The 19,434-nt window shown below is 69.9% G+C and carries 17 protein-coding genes; 2 read left to right on the forward strand and 15 right to left on the reverse strand.

Annotated features, from left to right (window positions below; all coding sequences use genetic code 11):
- Positions 1 to 21: 21 nt before the first annotated feature.
- From pgi to AB0O76_RS35305, 13 genes are all read right to left on the reverse strand, one after another.
- Entirely contained in the window at positions 22 to 1,674 is a 1,653-nt protein-coding gene (gene pgi, locus AB0O76_RS35245) for a glucose-6-phosphate isomerase (RefSeq protein WP_365500045.1), read from the reverse strand.
- Positions 1,675 to 1,872: 198 nt separating this feature from the next.
- Complete coding sequence (locus AB0O76_RS35250) at positions 1,873 to 2,208, reverse strand: RNA polymerase-binding protein RbpA (RefSeq protein ID WP_078077905.1); 336 nt, start codon at positions 2,206 to 2,208, stop codon at positions 1,873 to 1,875.
- 192 nt (positions 2,209 to 2,400) lie between these two features.
- The gene (gene secG, locus AB0O76_RS35255; RefSeq protein WP_135329442.1) at positions 2,401 to 2,631 is read right to left on the reverse strand and encodes a preprotein translocase subunit SecG; all 231 of its coding nucleotides are present in this window, start codon (positions 2,629 to 2,631) and stop codon (positions 2,401 to 2,403) included.
- A 132-nt stretch (positions 2,632 to 2,763) separates the two neighbouring features.
- Positions 2,764 to 3,540, reverse strand: coding sequence for a triose-phosphate isomerase (gene tpiA / locus AB0O76_RS35260; RefSeq protein WP_365500050.1), 777 nt, complete (start codon positions 3,538 to 3,540; stop codon positions 2,764 to 2,766).
- Positions 3,541 to 3,546: 6 nt separating this feature from the next.
- Positions 3,547 to 4,758 (reverse strand): phosphoglycerate kinase, encoded by a 1,212-nt coding sequence (locus tag AB0O76_RS35265; protein WP_365500053.1) that lies wholly within the window; start codon positions 4,756 to 4,758, stop codon positions 3,547 to 3,549.
- Between the two features lie 106 nt (positions 4,759 to 4,864).
- Positions 4,865 to 5,875 carry a type I glyceraldehyde-3-phosphate dehydrogenase gene (gene gap / locus AB0O76_RS35270; protein ID WP_365500056.1) on the reverse strand — a complete coding sequence of 337 codons (1,011 nt, stop codon included), beginning with the start codon at positions 5,873 to 5,875 and terminating at the stop codon, positions 4,865 to 4,867.
- 176 nt (positions 5,876 to 6,051) lie between these two features.
- A complete protein-coding gene (locus AB0O76_RS35275; protein ID WP_365500059.1) occupies positions 6,052 to 9,006 on the reverse strand; it encodes a M14 family zinc carboxypeptidase in 2,955 nt (984 codons plus the stop codon).
- Positions 9,007 to 9,202: 196 nt separating this feature from the next.
- Positions 9,203 to 10,204, reverse strand: coding sequence for a DNA-binding protein WhiA (whiA, locus tag AB0O76_RS35280; protein ID WP_360763586.1), 1,002 nt, complete (start codon positions 10,202 to 10,204; stop codon positions 9,203 to 9,205).
- Positions 10,195 to 11,202, reverse strand: coding sequence for a uridine diphosphate-N-acetylglucosamine-binding protein YvcK (gene yvcK, locus AB0O76_RS35285; RefSeq protein WP_360763584.1), 1,008 nt, complete (start codon positions 11,200 to 11,202; stop codon positions 10,195 to 10,197). Before yvcK ends, whiA begins: the two co-directional genes overlap by 10 nt.
- A complete protein-coding gene (rapZ, locus tag AB0O76_RS35290; RefSeq protein ID WP_365500064.1) occupies positions 11,199 to 12,134 on the reverse strand; it encodes an RNase adapter RapZ in 936 nt (311 codons plus the stop codon). The genes yvcK and rapZ overlap by 4 nt, the downstream gene beginning before the upstream one ends.
- Entirely contained in the window at positions 12,131 to 14,203 is a 2,073-nt protein-coding gene (gene uvrC, locus AB0O76_RS35295; protein WP_365500067.1) for an excinuclease ABC subunit UvrC, read from the reverse strand. The genes rapZ and uvrC overlap by 4 nt, the downstream gene beginning before the upstream one ends.
- Positions 14,204 to 14,331: 128 nt before the next feature.
- Positions 14,332 to 15,132: a hypothetical protein gene (locus AB0O76_RS35300; RefSeq protein ID WP_365500289.1), complete on the reverse strand. Its 801-nt coding sequence runs from the start codon at positions 15,130 to 15,132 to the stop codon at positions 14,332 to 14,334.
- Positions 15,133 to 15,137: 5 nt separating this feature from the next.
- Entirely contained in the window at positions 15,138 to 15,746 is a 609-nt protein-coding gene (locus tag AB0O76_RS35305) for a papain-like cysteine protease family protein (protein WP_365500070.1), read from the reverse strand.
- A 228-nt stretch (positions 15,747 to 15,974) separates the two neighbouring features.
- Between AB0O76_RS35305 and AB0O76_RS35310 the strand changes: the two genes are divergently transcribed.
- Positions 15,975 to 16,931 (forward strand): hypothetical protein, encoded by a 957-nt coding sequence (locus AB0O76_RS35310; protein WP_365500073.1) that lies wholly within the window; start codon positions 15,975 to 15,977, stop codon positions 16,929 to 16,931.
- A gap of 7 nt (positions 16,932 to 16,938) precedes the next feature.
- On the opposite strand, the gene AB0O76_RS35315 is transcribed toward AB0O76_RS35310, so the two are convergent.
- Positions 16,939 to 17,370: a Rieske (2Fe-2S) protein gene (locus AB0O76_RS35315; RefSeq protein WP_365500076.1), complete on the reverse strand. Its 432-nt coding sequence runs from the start codon at positions 17,368 to 17,370 to the stop codon at positions 16,939 to 16,941.
- Positions 17,371 to 17,547: 177 nt separating this feature from the next.
- Between AB0O76_RS35315 and AB0O76_RS35320 the strand changes: the two genes are divergently transcribed.
- Positions 17,548 to 18,474, forward strand: a complete 927-nt coding sequence (locus AB0O76_RS35320) for a carbohydrate kinase (RefSeq protein WP_365500079.1) — start codon at positions 17,548 to 17,550, stop codon at positions 18,472 to 18,474.
- Between the two features lie 6 nt (positions 18,475 to 18,480).
- On the opposite strand, the gene AB0O76_RS35325 is transcribed toward AB0O76_RS35320, so the two are convergent.
- The gene (locus AB0O76_RS35325; RefSeq protein ID WP_365500082.1) at positions 18,481 to 19,335 is read right to left on the reverse strand and encodes a helix-turn-helix transcriptional regulator; all 855 of its coding nucleotides are present in this window, start codon (positions 19,333 to 19,335) and stop codon (positions 18,481 to 18,483) included.
- Between the last annotated feature and the right edge of the window lie 99 nt (positions 19,336 to 19,434).

Raw genomic sequence — 19,434 nt, forward strand, 5'->3', positions numbered from 1 at the left:
CTGCCGGGGACCTCTTCAGGCTCAGCGCCCGCGCAACGTCCGGTACTTGGCGACCAGCGCCTTCGTCGACTCGTCGAGTCCCGGTACGTCCGCGCCCTCGGTCAGCGCCGGCTCGACGCGCTTGGCGAGCACCTTGCCGAGCTCGACGCCCCACTGGTCGAAGGAGTCGATGTTCCACACCGCGCCCTGCACGAACACCTTGTGCTCGTAGAGCGCGATGAGTTGGCCGAGAACCGACGGCGAAAGTTCCTTGGAGAGGATCGTCGTCGTCGGGTGGTTGCCCCGGAACGTCTTGTGCGGGACAAGTTCCTCCGGCACACCCTCGGCGCGCACCTCGTCCGGCGTCTTGCCGAAGGCCAACGCCTGCGTCTGCGCGAAGAAGTTGGCCATCAGGAGGTCGTGCTGGGCGACCAGACCCGGCAGCAGATCGCCGACGGGCTCGGCGAAGCCGATGAAGTCCGCGGGGATCAACTTCGTGCCCTGGTGAATGAGTTGGTAGTAGGCGTGCTGCCCGTTCGTACCGGGCGTGCCCCAGACCACCGGCCCCGTCTGCCAGTCGACCTTCTCGCCGTCACGGCCCACGGACTTGCCGTTGGACTCCATGTCCAGCTGCTGGAGGTACGCGGTGAACTTGGAGAGGTAGTGCGAGTACGGCAGGACCGCGTGCGCCTGGGCGTCGTGGAAGTTGCCGTACCAGATGCCCAACAGGCCAAGGAGCAAAGGCACGTTGGACTCGGCGGGCGCGGTGCGGAAGTGCTCGTCGACGAGGTGGAAACCGTCCAGCATCTCGCGGAAGGCGTCCGGGCCGATGGCGAGCATCAGCGAGAGGCCGATCGCCGAGTCGTACGAGTAGCGGCCGCCGACCCAGTCCCAGAACTCGAACATGTTGGCCGTGTCGATACCGAAGTCGGCGACCTTCTCGGCGTTCGTCGACAGGGCCACGAAGTGCTTGGCGACCGCGCTCTGGTCGGCGCGCAGGCCGGTCAGGAGCCAGTCGCGCGCGGAGGTGGCGTTCGTGATCGTCTCGATCGTGGTGAAGGTCTTCGAGGCGATGATGAACAGCGTCTCGGCCGGGTCCAGGTCCCGTACGGCCTCGTGCAGGTCGGCGCCGTCGACGTTCGAGACGAAGCGCACGGTGAGGTCACGGTCGGTGAAGGAGCGAAGGACCTCGTAGGCCATGGCGGGACCGAGGTCCGAGCCGCCGATGCCGACGTTCACGATGTTCTTGATGCGCTTGCCGGTGTGCCCGGTCCACGCGCCGGAGCGGACCTTGCCGGCGAAGGCGGCCATCTTGTCGAGGACGGCGTGCACGGCCGGCACCACGTTCTCGCCGTCGACCTCGATCACCGCGTCGCGCGGGGCGCGCAGCGCGGTGTGCAGGACCGCGCGGTCCTCGGTGGTGTTGATCTTCTCGCCGCGGAACATGGCGTCCCGGAGCCCGAAGACATCCGTCGCGGCGGCGAGCTCGCGCAGCAGCGCCAGTGTCTCGTCGGTGACGAGGTGCTTGGAGTAGTCGACGTACAGGTCGCCGACCTGGAGGGCGTATCCCGTACCGCGCGCCGGATCCTGCGCGAAAAGATCACGCAGCTGCACCTCCCCCAGCTGCTCCCGGTGCTTGCTGAGCGCCGCCCATTCGGGCGTCTGGTTGAGCCGCGCGCGGCTTTCTGCGTTCATCTCGGACTTCAGCCTTCTCTCGTACCTGTGTACGTACCTTGCCCCGCTGCACGGTCCAACTTAATTGATCAGGGCCCGGTATGAGATGTCTGCAGCTGTCTGTCCGCACACGTGCCGGTAAACGTCACGTGAAAGGCCGACCGGCCCATGAAAAGCGCAGTGGCCGAACACCCTCGGGTGTCCGGCCCGTCGCAAGTACTAGATCTCGCCCCGCAGTTTGGCGAGCGCCTCCGCGAGAATCGCCTCGCCATCCGCGTCGCTGCGCCGCTCCCGTACGTACGCCAGGTGCGTCTTGTACGGCTCGGTGCGGGGCGGGTCCGGCGGGTTGTCCCGGTCCTGACCAGCCGGGAAGCCGCAGCGGGGGCAGTCCCAAGTATCGGGAACCTGCGCGTCGCTGGCGAAGCTGGGCACCGTCTCGTGTCCGTTGGAGCACCAGAAGGAGATGCGCAGTCGCGGCGCGGACTCACCGCGCTCGGCCTCGCCCATCGGCCCCGCCCCGACCCGACTTCCTCGGATCGCGTTGCCACTTGCCACGGTCGTAACTCCCTGCGTGATGGTGCTGCTGCGGGCGCCTCAGTCTACGTAAGGCCCAACGCGCGTCCAGTGTTTGGAGTTACACCCTCCCCCGAGACGCAAGCCCCATGATAATCCGCGCTGGTGAGCACGCACCGTACATGGGGCTTTCAGCGATGATTTCGCAAGGTGGTAATCAAGCCGCTTTCGCGGTCAGTTGTTCACCTTCATCAGCAGGCCGAGCACGACAATGCACGCGAACCAGAGAAGACCGACCACAACGGTGATGCGGTCGAGATTGCGCTCGGCGACCGACGAGCCGCCGACGGACGACTGCATGCCGCCACCGAACATGTCGGAGAGGCCGCCGCCCTTGCCCTTGTGCATCAGCACCAGCAGCATCATCAGCAGGCTGAAGACGATGAGGGCGATCGAGAACCCCATAACCACGGCTGGACCAACTTCCTCGGATCAGAATCGACGACGGGGGCCGGGGGCCGTCCTTTCCAGCCTTCGAGCTGGATTCCGGAGCCTCCGACCCCCGCAAGGGTACGTCGTAACGCCGCTACCGCATACTCACTGGTCGCCGAAGCGGACGATCTTGACGAACTCGTCCGTGTCGAGCGCCGCACCGCCCACCAGGGCGCCGTCGACATCGGGCTGCGCCATGATCGCGGCCACATTGCCGGACTTCACGGAGCCGCCGTACTGGATGCGCACCTTGTCGGCGAGCTCCTGCGAGTACAGCTCGGCCAGGCGGCCGCGGATCGCACCGCAGACCTCCTGGGCGTCCTCGGGGGTCGCCACCTCGCCGGTGCCGATCGCCCAGACCGGCTCGTACGCGATCACGATGGACTCGGCCTGCTCGGCCGGGATGCCCTTGAGGCCGCCGTCGAGCTGGTTCAGCGTGTACTGGACCTGCTGGCCGGCCTTGCGGATGTCCAGGCCCTCACCGATGCAGAGGATCGGGGTCAGGCCGTGCTTGTAGGCGGCCTTCACCTTGCCGTTGCAGATCTCGTCGGTCTCGTCGTGGTACTGGCGGCGCTCGGAGTGGCCCACGGCCACATACGTGCACTTCAGCTTGGAGAGCATCGGGCCCGAGATCTCGCCGGTGTACGCGCCGGAGTCGTGCGCCGAGATGTCCTGGGCGCCGTACTTGATCTTGAGCTTGTCGCCGTCGACCAGGGTCTGCACGGAGCGCAGATCGGTGAAGGGCGGCAGGACGGCGACCTCGACGGCCTCGTAGTCCTTGTCGGCCAGGGCGAAGGCAAGCTTCTGGACGTGGGCGATGGCCTCGAGGTGGTTGAGGTTCATCTTCCAGTTGCCCGCCATCAGCGGGGTACGCGTAGTCATCAGGTGTCAGTTCTCCAGTGCCGCGAGGCCGGGGAGCGTCTTGCCCTCGAGGTATTCGAGGGAGGCGCCGCCACCGGTGGAAATGTGGCCGAATGCGTTCTCGTCGAAGCCCAGGATCCGGACGGCGGCGGCGCTGTCGCCACCGCCGACGACCGTGAAGGCCGGGGAGTCGAGGAGAGCCTGGGCGACCGCCTTGGTGCCCTCGGCGTAGTCCGGGTGCTCGAAGACGCCCATCGGGCCGTTCCAGAAGACGGTGGCCGCGTCGGCGAGCTTCGAGGCGTAGAGCTTACGGGTCTCGGGTCCGATGTCGAGACCCTCCTGGTCGGCCGGGATGGCGTCCGCGGCGACCGTGGTGGGGTTGGCCGGGGCCTTGGTCTTCAGGTCCGGGAAGTCGGTGGAGACAAGGACGTCGACGGGGAGCACCAGCTCGACGCCGTTCTCCTCCGCGCGCTTGATGTACTCCTTGACCTTCGGGATCTGGTCCTCCTGGAGGAGGGAGATGCCGACCTCGTGGCCCTGGGCCTTCAGGAAGGTGTAGGCCATGCCGCCGCCGATCAGGAGGCGGTCGGCCTTGCCGAGCAGCTGGTCGATGACGGCCAGCTTGTCGGAGACCTTGGCGCCGCCGAGCGCGACCACGTAGGGGCGCTTGACGTCCTCGGTGAGCTTCTTCAGGACGCCGACCTCGGTGGCGATGAGGTAGCCCGCGTAGTGCGGCAGGCGCGCCGGCAGGTCGTACACGGAGGCGTGCCGGCGGTGCACCGCCCCGAAGCCGTCGCCTACGTAGACATCGGCGAGGCCCGCGAGCTGGTCGGCGAAGGCGCCGCGCTCGGCGTCGTCCTTGGACGTCTCACCGGCGTTGAAGCGGAGGTTCTCGATGACGGCGACCTGGCCGGGCTGCAGTCCGTCCACCGCGTCGTGCGCGGCGGGACCCACGGTGTCCTGCGCGAACGCGACGGGCGCGCCCAGGAGTTCACCGAGCCGCTCGGCGGCGGGCAGCAGCGAGAACGCCGGGTCCGGGGCGCCCTTGGGGCGGCCCAGGTGCGAGGCGACGACCACCTTGGCGCCCGCGTCCGCGAGCGCCTTGACGGTCGGCAGGACGGCGCGGATGCGGCCGTCGTCGGTGATGGTGCCGTCGGCGAGCGGCACATTGAGGTCGGCGCGGACGAAGACCCGCTTGCCTTCGACCCCTTCGGCGAGAAGTTCGTCGATCGTCTTCATGGCTGGACTCCAGGACTCCTTAAGAGGGCTGACGTGCAACAAGGCCCGGACCGCAGTATTGCGCGGTCCGGACCCTGTGCTCACATCGAGGTGCCTGCTCTGACGATCAGAGCTGGCCGCCGACGAAGACCGTGAGGTCGACGAGGCGGTTGGAGTAACCCCACTCGTTGTCGTACCAGCCGAGGATCTTCACCGACTTGCCGTCCTGGACCATGGTCAGGGACGAGTCGAAGGTGCAGGACGCCGGGTCGCCGACGATGTCCGAGGACACGATCGGGTCCTCGGTGTAGAAGAGGACGCCCTGCAGGTCGCCGTCATCAGCGGCCTTCTTGAACGCGGCGTTGACCTCGTCCTTGGTGACCTCGCGCTGCAGCTCGACGACCAGGTCGGTGGCCGACCCGGTCGGGACCGGGACGCGCATCGCGATGCCGTCGAGCTTGCCCTTGAGCTGCGGCAGGACCAGAGCGGTGGCCTTGGCGGCACCGGTCGTGGTCGGGATGATGTTCTCGGCCGCGGCGCGGGCGCGGCGCAGGTCCGAGTGCGGGAAGTCCAGGATGCGCTGGTCGTTGGTGTACGCGTGCACCGTGGTCATCAGGCCCTTGACGATGCCGAAGTTCTCGTCGAGAACCTTGGCCATCGGCGCCACACAGTTGGTGGTGCAGGACGCGTTCGAAATGATGTTGTGCTGCGCGGGGTCGTACTTGTCCTGGTTGACGCCCATCACGATCGTGATGTCCTCGTCCTTGGCCGGAGCCGAGATGAGGACCTTCTTGGCGCCGCCCGCGATGTGCTTCTCGGCGTCGGCCTTCTTGGTGAAGATGCCCGTGGACTCGATCACGATGTCGACGCCCAGCTGGCCCCACGGGATGTCCGCGGGGTTGCGCTCGGAAAGGACCTTGATGGTGTGACCGTCGACCGTGATGGTGTCCTCGGTGTGCGACACCTCGGCCTTGAGACGGCCCAGGATGGTGTCGTACTTCAGGAGGTGCGCCGTCGTCGCGGTGTCACCCAGGTCGTTGACAGCCACGATCTCGATGTCCGCACCCTGCTCAAGCAGCGCCCGGAAGTAGTTGCGCCCGATGCGGCCGAAGCCGTTGATGCCTACGCGGATCGTCACGAACCGATCTCCTCGTTGGTACGCCGGTTTCAGACGCCGGCGAGTTGTATGGGATGTCCCCGACCGCCTCCGACCCTACCTCTCTGAAGGCCCCGAAGTGACATCGAGAGGGGCTTGGGCGGCAGGTCGGCCCGTACTCGCCAGTAGGGGTACGGGCCGCCTTTTGTCACGGAGCGTCAGCGGCTCAGATGTGCCAGGGAGGCGCCCATTAGAGCGGTGCGCTCTGGGCTTCCGGGCACATGCTCGAACCCGAAGCCGAGCAGCACGCTGTCACGCGCTGTGACGGCCGCATGGGGCTTGTAGAGCTCCCCGGTCCGCGCCCAGTCGCCTGTGATATTGGGGCTCCCGGCCGGGGCCGGCGCGACGGCCCAGACACCGAGCCCGGACTCGAATCCTTCCGTCTCCGTCGCGTTGCCGCCGACGACGAGCTGCGCGTTGTCGGCGAAGAGGCCGCGGCCTCCGGCGGAGGGGTCGGTGACGGAGCTCAGCGACACCTCGACCTTCTTGCCCGCGTAGGCGCTGAGGTCGAAGGCGACGGGCTTGAAGCCGCCCGCCGCGCCGGTGAAGCTGTTCCAGGCGCCGCTGCTGCCGGTGGCCGTGCAGCCGGTCGCCGTCTGCGTCAGATAGTGGCGCAGGAACGGGTGGCCGTTGATGAAGAACCCGGCCCCGCACTCCTCGGGCACGGTGGTGGACGTGCCGCCGTTCTTGTCCGGCAGCGTGGTCCAGTCGTCGGCGCCCGGTGTGTGCGCCTCCAGGATCCCGTGGTCGTAGCCGGGCTCCAGGTTCCAGTTGAGCGCGAACCGCAGCTCCGGCTTGTCCGCGGCCGAGACCCCGGTCAGGTCGATGGTGCGGGTCAGCCGCTTCCAGTCCTGGTCGGCGTGGGTCGCCGATGCCATGCCCTGGCCCTCGAAGGGTGCGTACGGGTTGCTGAGCCCGGGGTAGCTGCCGGCGGCCGCGCTCTTGAACTGCGGGAAGTCGTCGGCGGGCAGGTTGTCGGACGTGACGGTGTAACGGCCCGCCCTGTCCAGGGGGTTGGCGCCGGCGGCCGCGAGCGGGGTCTTGACGCCGTCGAGCGCCCCGCTGCCGGCGAAGCTGTTGGCGCCGGGTGCGGAGAGACGCTCGTACGCGCCCAGGTAGTACTGCGCGAAGTCGTCGGTGAGAGCGTCGCCCAGGTCCACGTTGCCGCCCGTGCGCTCGCCGGACTCGATCAGCTTGCCGCCCTCGTTGAGGTAGGCGCGCAGGGCGAGTTGGGTGGGCGCGCCGGGGACCGGGTCGCCGGTGTAGTGCACGACCGTCGAGAAGTGGCCGAGCACGCCCAGCGGATGCGGGGTGCCCTTCTCGGCGACGTCCCAGACCGCGGCCGAACGCCCGTTGCCCTTGAGGGCGTCGACGTACTTCTGGGCCTGGGTCGCGGTGGCACCCTCCTCGGCGACGACGAGCGTCTTCGCCTTGGGGCGTTCGGCGACGGTGTACGTGAAGCGCTCGCTCTCCGTGCGGCCCTTCTTGGTGCGCCCGGTGAACCACACCTCGACCTTGTCGCCCACGCGCGCGTCCTCGACCTCGGCGCGGTACTGGTCGAAGTGCAGGTTGTCCTCGCCGCCGTACGTCTCGCCGCCCTTCCAGGCGCTGAGGCTCTCGTCCTGCGTACGGCCGCCGTTGATCCGGTAGTTGAGCTCCTTGTCGCGCACCGACTTGCGGGCGGTGACGGCGACCTCCTGGTCGCCTCCGCGCGCGTACGACGTCGTGAAGGCGTCCGGGGTGAAGTCGGGGGCGTCGATGCCGGGGACGGAGACCGGCTGGTCGGGGTGGGCGGCGGTCTCGGCGACGGCGAGCGCGAAGGGGATGTTCTTCGCGAACTCCTCCTGTATCAGCTTCTCGTCGTCCGGGAAGGTGAAGATCGAGGCGCAGTCCTCGGGCTTCCAGGGGTCGTTCGGGTCGAGCGCGGAGACGGTCTGGCAGGTGGACATCTCCGGCGTGAACATCGAGATGCCGTTGATGTTGCCCGCGTGGCCGTCCGCCTCGCCGTTGGTGGTGTAGAGCTCGGAGGCGACCTGCGGGCGGTAGCCGGCGATCGCGGGCTTCTCCGGGGTGCCGGCCAGGGCCTTGTAGAGCACGTCGTCCGGGGTGGGCGTCGCGACCTGCCAGCCCACTCCGTAGAGGATCAGTTCGGCCGCCGAGTGGTAGTTGATGCCGTACTCGAAGCCGATGCGCTTCTGGAAGCGGTCGAGCGCCTTGGTCTCGGGCTCGGACATGGGGCCCGTGCCGCGGTAGGTCTCCGAGGAGGGCGCCGGGGACGAACCCTCGTTGTCGTAGCCCCACTTGTAGGCGAAGTTGCGGTTGAGGTCGACGCCGTCACCGGCGGCTATCCTGCCGTCGCCGTCGATGTCGCGGAGGTTCTTGCGCCACTGGCGGTTGCCGTCGGCGGCGTGGGTGAAGTCGTAGCCGTCGGGGTTGGCCGAGAGCACGAACCACAGCTCGGTGGAGTCCACCAGCTTGGTGATGCGCTGGTCCTTGCCGTAGTTGTCGAGGTAGTGGTGGAGCAGGCGGCGGTTCATCTCGGGGGTGATCCACTCGCGCGCGTGCTGGTTGGAGAGGTAGAGCGTGGCGGGCTTGGAGCCGTCCTTGGACTTGCTCGCACCCTTGGAGAGCTTGAGCGCGAGGATGTCCTGGCCCTTGAGCGTCTTGCCGATGGAGACGACCTTGGTGAGGCCGGGGTGGGCCTGCCCGGTCTTGACGATCTCTTCCTTCAGGCCGCCCTTTCCGCCGTACGGCCTAAAGACGCCGTCCCCCGCGGCCTTGAGCTTCTTCTCCGTGCTCGCCGAGACCTTGTGCTCGGTGAGTTCGATGCCCTCGCGCTCGACGCCCTTGGCCTGCGCCTCGGTCAGATAGACCTGGACGCGAGCGGTGCCGCGCTCGGGCGCCTGACCCGCGAGTTCATGGGCGTCCTGGCCCGCCTTCACCAGGATGGGGATCTGCTGCTTGGTGACGTCCGCTTCGTAGACCTTCACGGCCGCCGGATCGTCGGCGGCCGGAGCCTTCGGGTCGGCCTGCGCGTGCGGCGCGGCGACGAGTCCGCCGATGAGCAGCGCGCCCGCGGCGAGCACCGATCTGGCTCTCGCTCTTCGTCTCATGAGCCCCCCTTGCAGTTGTCCGGCACATATGTGCGGGACGCCAGGCTCGTGACACTTCATGATCATGTCAATATGGCGGGAAGGGGGACAAGGGGCGTTCAAGACGGGCATACGTGAGCCGCCGGTGCCCTGTGGGACACCGGCGGCTTACGTGGCGTATGTGACAGGTGGTGCGCAGACCCGCGAGCAGCGGTGCTCAGACCGCCATGTTGTCGGCGAGGCTGTCGGCCAGATCCTCGCTCAGATTGGACTCCGTGCCCGGAATCCCCAGGTCCTGGGCCCGCTTGTCGGCCATGGCGAGCAGCCGGCGGATGCGGCCCGCGACCGCGTCCTTCGTCAGCGCCGGGTCGGCGAGCGCGCCCAGCTCCTCCAGGGAGGCCTGCTTGTGCTCCATGCGAAGCCGTCCGGCGGCCGCCAGGTGCTCCGGGACCTCGTCGCCGAGGATCTCCAGGGCGCGCTGCACACGGGCGCCCGCGGCGACGGCCGCACGGGCCGAGCGGCGCAGGTTGGCGTCGTCGAAGTTGGCCAGGCGGTTGGCGGTGGCGCGCACCTCGCGGCGCATCCGCCGCTCCTCCCAGGCGAGCACCGACTCGTGCGCGCCGAGCCGGGTGAGCAGGGCGCCGATCGCGTCACCGTCCCGGACGACGACACGGTCCACGCCGCGCACCTCACGGGCCTTGGCCGCGATCTGCAGCCTGCGCGCGGCGCCGACCAGGGCGAGCGCGGCCTCCGGACCCGGGCAGGTCACCTCGAGGGATGAGGAGCGGCCGGGCTCGGTCAGCGAGCCGTGCGCCAGGAACGCCCCGCGCCAGGCGGCCTCCGCGTCACAGGTGGCCCCCGAGACCACCTGCGGCGGCAGTCCCCTGATCGGGCGGCCCCGGCCGTCCACGAGACCCGTCTGGCGGGCCAGCTGGTCGCCGCCCGCCACCACGCGTACGACATAGCGCGAGCCGCGGCGCAGCCCGCCGGGAGCCATCACGATCAGCTCCGAGCTGTGCCCGAAGATCTCCAGGATGTCCCGCTTCAGCCGCCGTGCGGCCATCGCCGTGTCCAGCTCCGCCTCGATCACGATGCGGCCGCTCACCAGGTGAAGGCCGCCCGCGAACCGCAGGATCGCCGAGACCTCTGCCTTCCTGCAGCAGGTCCGGGTGACGGGAAGCCGGGAGATCTCGTCCTTCACCGCTGCCGTCATCGCCATGGGCCGATCCTTCCATGCATCCGAAAAATACGGTCGTACGCGGTGGCCAGGAGCTCCGGATCGTGCCTCGGAGTCCCGTCGGGCCGGGCCACCGGCGCCAGCTCGACCGTGGCGCCGAGCCGCTTGGCGGCATCGGTCAGTGACTCACGGTCGGGCACGGCGGCGTCGTCGGCCAGCACCACGTCCAGGGCGAGTTTAGGGGCGTGTCGGGCCAAAACCTCCAAATGACGCTGCGGAGAGAACCCATCGGTTTCACCGGGTTGCGGCGCGAGGTTCAGCGAGAGCACCCTGCGGGCCTTCGTCTCGATGAGCGCGTCGAGCAGTTCGGGCACCAGCAGATGGGGGATCACGGACGAGAACCAAGAGCCGGGGCCGAGCACCACCCAGTCCGCGTCGAGGACGGCGGCGACCGCCTCGGGGACGGCCGGCGGGTCGTGCGGGACGACGTGCACGGACTGCACCTCGCCCGGCGTGAGCGCCACCGTGGCCTGCCCGCGCACCGTGTCCACGTCGTCCGGGCGCTCCGGGTCGTGGCCCTTGACCAGGGCCTGGAGCTCCAGCGGAACGGCCGACATCGGCAGTACGCGGCCCTGTGCGCCGAGCAGCTTGCCGACCAGGTCGAGCGCCTGGACATGGTCGCCGAGCTGCTCCCACAGGGCGACGATCAGCAGATTGCCGACCGCGTGCTCGTGCAGATCGCCCTGGGACTGGAACCGGTGCTGGATGACGCGGGCCCAGGTCTGGCCCCAGTCGTCGTCACCGCACAGGGCGGCGAGCGCCTTGCGCAGGTCGCCGGGCGGCAGCACGCCCAGCTCGTCGCGGAGCCGCCCGCTGGAGCCGCCGTCGTCGGCGACGGTGACCACGGCGGTGAGGTCGCCGGTGATGCGGCGCAGCGCGGTGAGCGAGGCGGACAGGCCCATTCCGCCGCCGAGCGCCACCACCTTGGGCTGAGCGCTGCGCTTGCGGCCAAGGCGGTTCAGCCGCAGGGAAGCCTTCACTCTCGCCCCATGTCCCGATGGACGAGGACGGTCTCGACGCCCTCGGAGACGAGGCGCGCCGCGAGCTTCTCCGACATGGCGACGGAGCGGTGCTTGCCGCCCGTGCAGCCGACCGCGATCGTCACGTAACGCTTGCCCTCGCGGCGGTACCCCGCGGCGATGAGCTGGAGCAGCTCGGCGTACCGGTCGAGGAACTCCTTGGCTCCCGGCTGGTTGAAGACGTAACCGGAGACCTCCTCGTTGAGCCCCGTGAAGGGGCGCAGCTCCGGCACCCAGTGCGGGTTGGGCAGGAAGCGGCAGTCCACGACCAGGTCGGCGTCGACCGGCAGGCCGTACTTGTAGCCGAACGACATGACCGTGGCCCGCAGCTCGGGCTCCTCGTCGCCCGCGAACTGGGCGTCCATCTTGGCGCGCAGTTCGTGCACGTTCAGGCTGGACGTGTCGATCACCAGGTCGGCGTCGCCGCGCAGCTCGCGCAGGAGCTCACGCTCGGCCGCGATGCCGTCGACGATGCGGCCGTCGCCCTGCAGCGGGTGCGGGCGGCGCACCGACTCGAAGCGGCGCACCAGGGCGTCGTCCGAGGACTCCAGGAAGACGATCCTGCGGGTGACCTGCTTGGACTCAAGCTCCGCGAGGGACTGGCGCAGATTGTCGAAGAAGCGGCGGCCGCGGACGTCGACGACGACCGCGATCCGTGCCACGTTGCCCTGCGAGCGGGCGCCGAGCTCCACCATCGTGGGGATCAGCGCGGGCGGCAGGTTGTCGACGACGAACCAGCCGAGGTCCTCGAGGCACTTCGCGGCCGTGCTGCGTCCTGCGCCCGACATGCCGGAGATGATCACCAGCTCGGGGATCGCCGCCTCGGCGGCCTCACCTGGCTCGATGGTCGTGCCCGTACTCACTTGCTCGCCGCCTTCATCGTGCTCGTTCATGTCTCCTGCCCCCGTCGCTCCTCTGAGGTGCCCGCGGTCACGGGTGCCTCGGTCTCACCGTTCGAGGCTCCCGCACGTACGGGTTCCTCTTCTTCAATGATCTCTCCGGTCGCCGTGTTCACGGCGGGCGCCACGGGGGCCGCCGCGGCCAGGGCCGCGGCGATCGTCTCGGCCGTCTTGCGGCCTATCCCCGGAACCTCGCAGATCTGCTCGATTGTCGCGGATCGCAGCTTCTTCACCGAACCGAAGTGCTTGATCAGCGTCTGCTTGCGCGCGTCGCCCAGGCCGGGCACGGCATCCAGCGGTCCCGCCTTGAAGCGCTTGGCCCGCTTGGCCCGCTGGTAGGTGATCGCGAAGCGGTGTGCCTCGTCGCGCACCCGCTGGAGAAGGTACAACCCCTCGCTGGTGCGCGGCAGGATCACCGGGTCGTCGTCGCCCGGCACCCAGACCTCTTCGAGGCGCTTGGCGAGGCCGCAGACCGCGATGTCGTCGATGCCGAGCTCGTCCAGGGCCCGCCGGGCCGCCGCGACCTGCGGCTGCCCGCCGTCCACGACGACGAGCTGCGGCGGGTAGGCGAAGCGCTTGGGGCGGCCGTCCTCCTCGGTCAGGCCGTTCGACCCGCCGTTCGCCTCATCGATGACGCCCTCCTCGTCCAGCTCCCCCGTCTTCTCCTTGTCGGCGAGGTAGCGCTTGAAGCGGCGGGTGAGCACCTCGTGCATGGAGCGGACGTCGTCCTGGCCCTCGAAGCCCTTGATCTGGAAGCGCCGGTACTCGCTCTTGCGGGCGAGACCGTCCTCGAAGACGACCATCGACGCGACCACGTCGTCACCCTGCAGATGCGAGATGTCGTAGCACTCGATGCGCAGCGGGGCACTGTCCAGCTCCAGGGCCTCGGCGATCTCCTCCAGGGCACGGGAGCGGGTGGTCAGGTCGGAGGCGCGCTTGGTCTTGTGGAGCATCAGCGACTGCTGCGCGTTGCGCGCCACGGTCTCCATCAGCGCCTTCTTGTCGCCGCGCTGCGGGATGCGCAGCGATACGTTCGCGCCGCGCCGCTCGGTGAGCCACTCCTGGACGGGCTCTATCGGGTCGGGCAGCGCGGGCACGAGGACTTCCTTCGGTACGGAGTCCCCGCTCTCCTCTCCGTAGAGCTGCTGGAGGGCGTGCTCGACGAGGTCACCGCTGGTGACCGCCTCGACCTTGTCGGTGACCCAGCCGCGCTGGCCGCGCACCCGGCCGCCGCGGACGTGGAAGATCTGGACGGCGGCCTCGAGCTCGTCCTCGGCAAGGGCGATCAGATCGGCGTCCGTGGCGTCGGCGAGGACGACGGCGCTCTTCTCCATGGCCTTCTTGAGGGCCTCGATGTCGTCGCGGAGGCGGGCCGCCTTCTCGTACTCCATCTCCTCGGCGGCGTCCGTCATCTGCCGCTCCAGACGGCGGATGTACGTCCCCGTGCGTCCCGTCATGAACTCGCAGAAGTCCTCGGCGAGTTCGCGGTGCTCCTCCGGGGTGACCCGCTCCACGCAGGGCGCCGCGCACTTGCCGATGTAGCCGAGCAGGCAGGGGCGACCCGTGCGCTCGGCGTTCTTGAAGACTCCGGCGGAACAGGTGCGGACGGGGAAGACGCGCAGGAGCAGGTCGACGGTGTCGCGGATGGCCCACGCGTGGCCGTAGGGCCCGAAGTAGCGCACGCCCTTCTTCTTGTGGCCGCGCATCACCTGCACGCGCGGGAACTCCTCGTTCATCGTCACCGCGAGATACGGATAGCTCTTGTCGTCGCGGTACTTGACGTTGAAGCGGGGGTCGAACTCCTTGATCCAGCTGTACTCCAGCTGCAGCGCCTCGACCTCGGTGGACACCACCGTCCACTCGACGGACGCGGCGGTCGTCACCATCGAGGCGGTGCGCGGGTGCAGGTTGGAGAGGTCCTGGAAGTAGCTCGCCAGGCGCTGGCGCAGGCTTTTCGCCTTGCCCACGTAGATCACCCGGCGGTGTTCGTCACGGAACTTGTAGACCCCCGGCGAGTCGGGGATCTGTCCCGGCTTGGGGCGGTAGCTGGAGGGGTCTGCCATGCCTCACACCCTACTGGCGGGGGGTGACAGTCCGGGGGCTGGAGGGGGCTCTTCTCCCCCACCCTTGAGCCCACCCGCCCTAAAGGGCGGGTGGGTGGGGGAAGTCCCGGCCGGGGGCCGGGGCCAGGTCAGCCCTGCTGCCGGGCGCGACGCTTCAAGACGGCCACTCCGGAGAGGCCGAGCGCGGCCAGCGCACCCGCTCCGGCCACCGCGGAGGCCACCGTGACGGGGCCCTCAGCACCTTCCGCCGGGGCGGGCGATGCTTCCGGGGGCGACTGCCGGGGGAAGCCCCCCGCCTCGCCGGACTTCGCGTACGCGGAACCAGGCAATTTATCGGCGTACGCATCGTGCACACGCTTCTGATAGGCGCCCACCGAGGCCCCGTCGGAGCCCACAGCACGCACCCCATCAGCGTCCAGCGGCAGCACCCGCCCCCGCCCCTGGACATACCAGGCGTCGATCTGCGGCTCGTGGAAGACGGTGCCCCCGGGGAGCTTCTCGGCGCCCACGCGCGCGTAGTGCGTCTCGTCGTCCCCGGTGGCGATGTTCACGACCTTCCAGGCGCTGCCCCGCTCGACGGTCCACAGGGAGGCGGTCTGTCCGTCGGACGAGACCGCCTTGCTGGCGAGAAACTCCAGGCGGGCGACCGGCGCCCCCTTCTCGCCCGCGACGAACTCCGGGGAGAGGTAGTACACGGGCACGGCGTCGCCCTGGACGCGCGGGTCCGCAGCGGCCTTGGTGACGGCGCCCTCCCGCGCGAAGAAGCGGGACAGCGTGTCGAGCGTTCCCGGCGCGCTCGCCGCCGTGCGTGCGGCCTGGCGCGAGGCTTCGGAGGGGCCGGAGTCCGCCGTGGCGTGCGGGGCGGCGAGGCCGAGGAGCAGGGTGGCGGCGGAGCCGGCGAGCACGGCTCTCAGCAGATGACGGCTCATCGCGCTCACGCCCCGATCCGGTACAGCGAGTGGGTCCAGGAGAAGGTGCCGTTGTCCACGTACCAGTCGTGCGAGGCCCAGTTGTAGCGGTCGCTCGAGGGCCAGGGGTCGCCCCAGTAGACCCAGCTCCGGGAATCGTCGTACCCGTAGAGGACGTGCATGTGGCCGCCGCCGCCCGACCACTGGATGCGGGTCTCCACGGGGCGGCCCGCGTTGATCTCGGTCTGCACGGTCGGATAGCGCAGCCAACCGGTCACGTAGGAGCCGGAGTTGATGCCCGCCCATTCCAGGCCGTTCTGTACGTTGCCCAGCGTGGCCTGGTTGTTGGGGCACTCGGTGTTCTGGTTGCGCCCGAAGGCGGCGTTGCAGAACTGGTTCTGGCTGTACTTCTTGCCGTAGAAGGCGGCGATGGTGTTCCCGCCGGCCGCCCAGCACCAGTTGGTCTTCTCCTGGGCCTGCATCGTGATGTTCAGCCGCTTGGCGGCGAGGGCGGAGTGTCCTGGGGCCGGCTCGGCCGTGGCCGTGGCCGCAGGGGCGGCCACGAGTGCCACCGCCACGACGGCGACCGCCGACAACCGTCTGCGTCTGCTGTACCTGCTGTTTCTCTGGCGCATCGCGTTCCTCCCGAGTGGGGGCGAGGGGTGGAGGAGCGCGTCCGGACGCTGCGATTGAGCATCGAGTGTTGTCGGGTGCAGGTCAACACGGTTCAATGCGGGATTACTTGGGCCAGTGAACGACGGCGTACGTATGTGAACACCCCTCGTACGCCTACCTGGTGGCCCGTTCCGACCGGCGCGTACGCCCGGGCGGCCGATGTGAATGTTCACAGAAGGGGCCTTGCGATGCGGCACGGCACACAACTCGCGGAGGAGATGCCCGCGGACCTGGAGACCGCGCTGCGCACCGGTCCCTTCCATGTGGCGCTGCGGGCCGCGATCGCCGCCCGCCGCCTCCCCCTGCAACGGGTACGCCATCATCTCGCGCAGCACGGCGTCAACGTCGGTGTGACGAGCCTGAGTTACTGGCAGCAGGGTGCGCGGCGCCCGCAGCGCACCGAGTCGCTGCGCGCCGTACGCGCCCTGGAGGAGATCCTCCAGCTCCCCGAGGAGTCACTGATCCGGCTCCTCGCGCAGCCGGCCCATTCCTCGGCGAATCCCGGCTGCGAACGCCCCGCCGCCCGCTCCTACCGCTCGCTCATCGAGGCCTCCGACGTCGTGCAGCGCCTCCTCGCCGATCTCGAGTCCCCGCTCGACGGCGGTCTGCACACCGTCGGCCATCACGAGCGGGTACGGATCGGCGCGCGCCGCGAGCTGCTCGGCCGCGACTCGCAGCACGTCGTGCGCTCCCACCGGGACGACGTCGACCGCTACATCGCCATCTACCACGGCGACCCCGGCTGCGTACCCGAACACATCGGCGTACACGCCCTGGAGAACTGCCGCACCGGGCGCGTGCGGTGGCACCACGAGACGGGTGTGCTCGTCGCCGAGCTGCTCTTCGACGCGCGCCTGCGCGCGGGAGACACCCATCTGTTCCGCTACGGCTTCGAGGACGGAACGGCGGGCGCGTCCACCGAGTATCTGCGCGGCTTCACCTACGCCGGCGGGCAGTACGCGCTGCAGGTGCGCTTCGACGAGGGAGCCCTGCCCCTGCGCTGCCACCGCTTCGCCCAGCATTCGGCGGCCGCGCCGCGCGGTGGCCGCCAGGAGCTGACACTGAGCGGCAGCCATCGGTCGGTGCACATCGTGGAGCAGCAGGTGCGGGCGGGGCTCCTGGGGATCGCGTGGGACTGGGAGTAGGCGCGCCTCAGGCCCCGGGGCCCGCGACGATCTTGCCGTCCTCCACCTTCACCGGCAGCTCGGAGAGCGGCGCGACGGCGGGGGCGTGCAGGACCTTGCCGTTCGTGGCGTCGAACTGGCTGCCGTGGCAGGGGCAGGTGAGCTTGTGCCCCTCCAGCTTGTTGATGGGGCACCTCTCGTGCGTGCAGATCGTGCTGAACGCCTTGTACTCGTCGTCCGAGATGCGGCTCACGACCACGTTCTCGTCCTTGTAGAGCTTCGAGGCGCCCACGGTGATGTCATCGGACTTGCCGAGGTCCACCGGGGCGGTCGGCGCCGAACGGTTGGAGCGGCCCTCGTCGTCGGACGACGAGCAGGCCGTGATGCCGAACCCGGCGGCCGGCACCAGGGCGGCGGCGCGCAGCACGGTACGGCGGGCGGGGGGCGGCGTGCCGGGCATGGAAACTCCACAGGTCAGGCGCTTCGGTGACGGATCAGACCATACCGGTGCGGGGCCGCGCGCCCGCGTTGGGCGGGGCCGTGCCCGAGTGGCGCCCGTATCGGCCGACGCCCGTCCGGACGTCCTAGCCTGTGCGGAAGCCGGGCAGCACGACCGCAGAGCCGAGAGGAACCACCCGTGATAGTCGTCGCCGGAGAGGCCCTGATCGACCTCGTCCCGCAGGATCCGGCCGGTGCCGGTGCCGTGCCGCCCTCGCTGCGGCCGCTCACCCCGCGGCTCGGCGGCGGTCCCTACAACACGGCGGTGGCGCTCGGCCGCCTCGGCTCCCCCGTCGCCTTCTGCTCGCGGATCTCGCGGGACGCGTTCGGCGAGGCGCTGGTGGCGGGGCTGCGGGCCGCCGGCGTCGATGTGTCGTACGTCCAGCGGGGCGCGGAGCCGACGACGCTCGCCGTGGCCTCGATCGGCGCGGACGGCTCGGCCGCTTACTCCTTCTACGTCGAGGGCACGGCCGACCGCCTGTTCAAGGCCCCGGACCGGCTGCCCGACGGCGTGCGCGCGGTGTCGTTCGGCACGTGCTCGCTGGTCCTCGAACCGGGCGCGAGCGCGTACGAGGAGCTGCTGCGTCGGGAGGCGGCGCGCGGCGTCTTCACCGCGCTCGATCCGAACATCCGGGCCGGTCTGATCCCGGACGCGGACGCCTACCGGGCCCGTTTCAAGAGCTGGCTGCCGTCGGTCTCGCTGCTCAAGCTGTCGGAGGACGACGCGAGTTGGCTCGGCGGCACACCGCGCGAGTGGCTGGCGTCCGGCCCCGGCGCGGTGGTGATCACACGCGGCGGCGCGGGTCTGAGCGTCTTCACGCGGGACGGCGGGGAGTGGTCCGTGGCGGGCGAGGCGGTCGACGTCGTGGACACCATCGGCGCGGGCGACACGGTCAACGCGGCGCTGCTGCACGGACTTTCCCTGCGGGACGCGCTGTCGACGGACACATTGGCCTCGCTCGGCGCCGACGGCTGGTCCGACGTGCTGCGTCTCGCGGCGCGCGCGGCGGCCGTCACCGTGTCCCGTGCGGGCGCCGAGCCGCCGTACGCGGCGGAACTGGCCTGAGGCCGGTCAGCCGGTCACCGCGCGCAGGCCGCCCGGCTGGCGGCCGCCCAGCCGGTCGAGCGCCGCCGACGAGGCGTCGTCGGCCGGGAGATACACCACCAGGCGCTGTTCGTCGCCCTCGGGCAGGGCCAGCGTCTCGTACGACAGATGCAGCGCGCCGGCCTCGGGATGCGTCATGCGGTCGACGCCGCTGCGCCGCGGCGGCCGTGGCACGACCGCCATGCGGTCGGCGAACGGGGCGCCCGCGATGACGGTCAGCTCGTCGGCGAACCCCTCAGCATGGGGATCGCTGAGCATGGAGTCCGACCGGAGGCTCGCGACCAGCTCGTCGGCCACGCGGTCCCATTCGGGATAGGCGGCACGGGCCCGCTCGTCGGTGAACAGGAACCGGATGAGGTTGGGCCGCTCGCCGTCCAGGAGACCGGTGGGGCCGACGATCCGTTCGTAGCCCGATGTGTACGCGAGAACATCGCTGAGCCGGTTGAGCAGCACGGCCGGGGCGGGCTCCAGGCTGTCGATCAGCGCCCGCACGGTGGGCCGGACCGACTGGGCCGGCGCGCTCGCCGTCGGGCAGCAGGGGTCGCCGCTCGTCTCCTTCTCCAGGCGGCGCAGATGGAGGCGCTCCTCCACGGAGAGCCGCAGGGCGTCCGCGAGCGCGCCCATCACCTGCGGCGACGGGTGGCGGTCGCGGCCCTGTTCGAGCCGGGCCAGGTATTCGACGCTGACCCCGGCGAGCGTGGCGACCTCGGAGCGGCGCAGTCCTGGCGTGCGGCGCCGCGGTCCCGTGGGCAGCCCGACCTCGGCGGGCGTGACCGCTTCACGGCAGGTGCGCAGGAAGTTGCCCAGCTCGTTGTCGCTCACCGATCGAACGTATCAGCCGTCACGGGACCGGATCGTGGCCCTGTCACTACCAGTCTCGGCCCGGCCTTCCTCGGGTGTCGGCGGCCGCCCATCGTGGAC

Origin of the sequence: Streptomyces sp. NPDC086554 (assembly GCF_040686095.1) — a bacterium.
GTDB lineage: Bacteria > Actinomycetota > Actinomycetes > Streptomycetales > Streptomycetaceae > Streptomyces.

Bases quoted from the DNA above. Each gene is read 5' to 3' on its own strand.
- pgi (WP_365500045.1), bottom strand. From the start codon at position 1,674: ATGAACGCAGAAAGCCGCGCGCGGCTCAACCAGACGCCCGAATGGGCG.
- secG (WP_135329442.1), bottom strand. From the start codon at position 2,631: ATGGGGTTCTCGATCGCCCTCATCGTCTTCAGCCTGCTGATGATGCTG.
- tpiA (WP_365500050.1), bottom strand. From the start codon at position 3,540: ATGACTACGCGTACCCCGCTGATGGCGGGCAACTGGAAGATGAACCTC.
- AB0O76_RS35265 (WP_365500053.1), bottom strand. From the start codon at position 4,758: ATGAAGACGATCGACGAACTTCTCGCCGAAGGGGTCGAAGGCAAGCGG.
- AB0O76_RS35275 (WP_365500059.1), bottom strand. From the start codon at position 9,006: ATGAGACGAAGAGCGAGAGCCAGATCGGTGCTCGCCGCGGGCGCGCTG.
- whiA (WP_360763586.1), bottom strand. From the start codon at position 10,204: ATGGCGATGACGGCAGCGGTGAAGGACGAGATCTCCCGGCTTCCCGTC.
- rapZ (WP_365500064.1), bottom strand. From the start codon at position 12,134: ATGAACGAGCACGATGAAGGCGGCGAGCAAGTGAGTACGGGCACGACC.
- uvrC (WP_365500067.1), bottom strand. From the start codon at position 14,203: ATGGCAGACCCCTCCAGCTACCGCCCCAAGCCGGGACAGATCCCCGAC.
- AB0O76_RS35300 (WP_365500289.1), bottom strand. From the start codon at position 15,132: ATGAGCCGTCATCTGCTGAGAGCCGTGCTCGCCGGCTCCGCCGCCACC.
- AB0O76_RS35305 (WP_365500070.1), bottom strand. From the start codon at position 15,746: ATGCGCCAGAGAAACAGCAGGTACAGCAGACGCAGACGGTTGTCGGCG.
- AB0O76_RS35310 (WP_365500073.1), top strand. From the start codon at position 15,975: ATGCGGCACGGCACACAACTCGCGGAGGAGATGCCCGCGGACCTGGAG.
- AB0O76_RS35315 (WP_365500076.1), bottom strand. From the start codon at position 17,370: ATGCCCGGCACGCCGCCCCCCGCCCGCCGTACCGTGCTGCGCGCCGCC.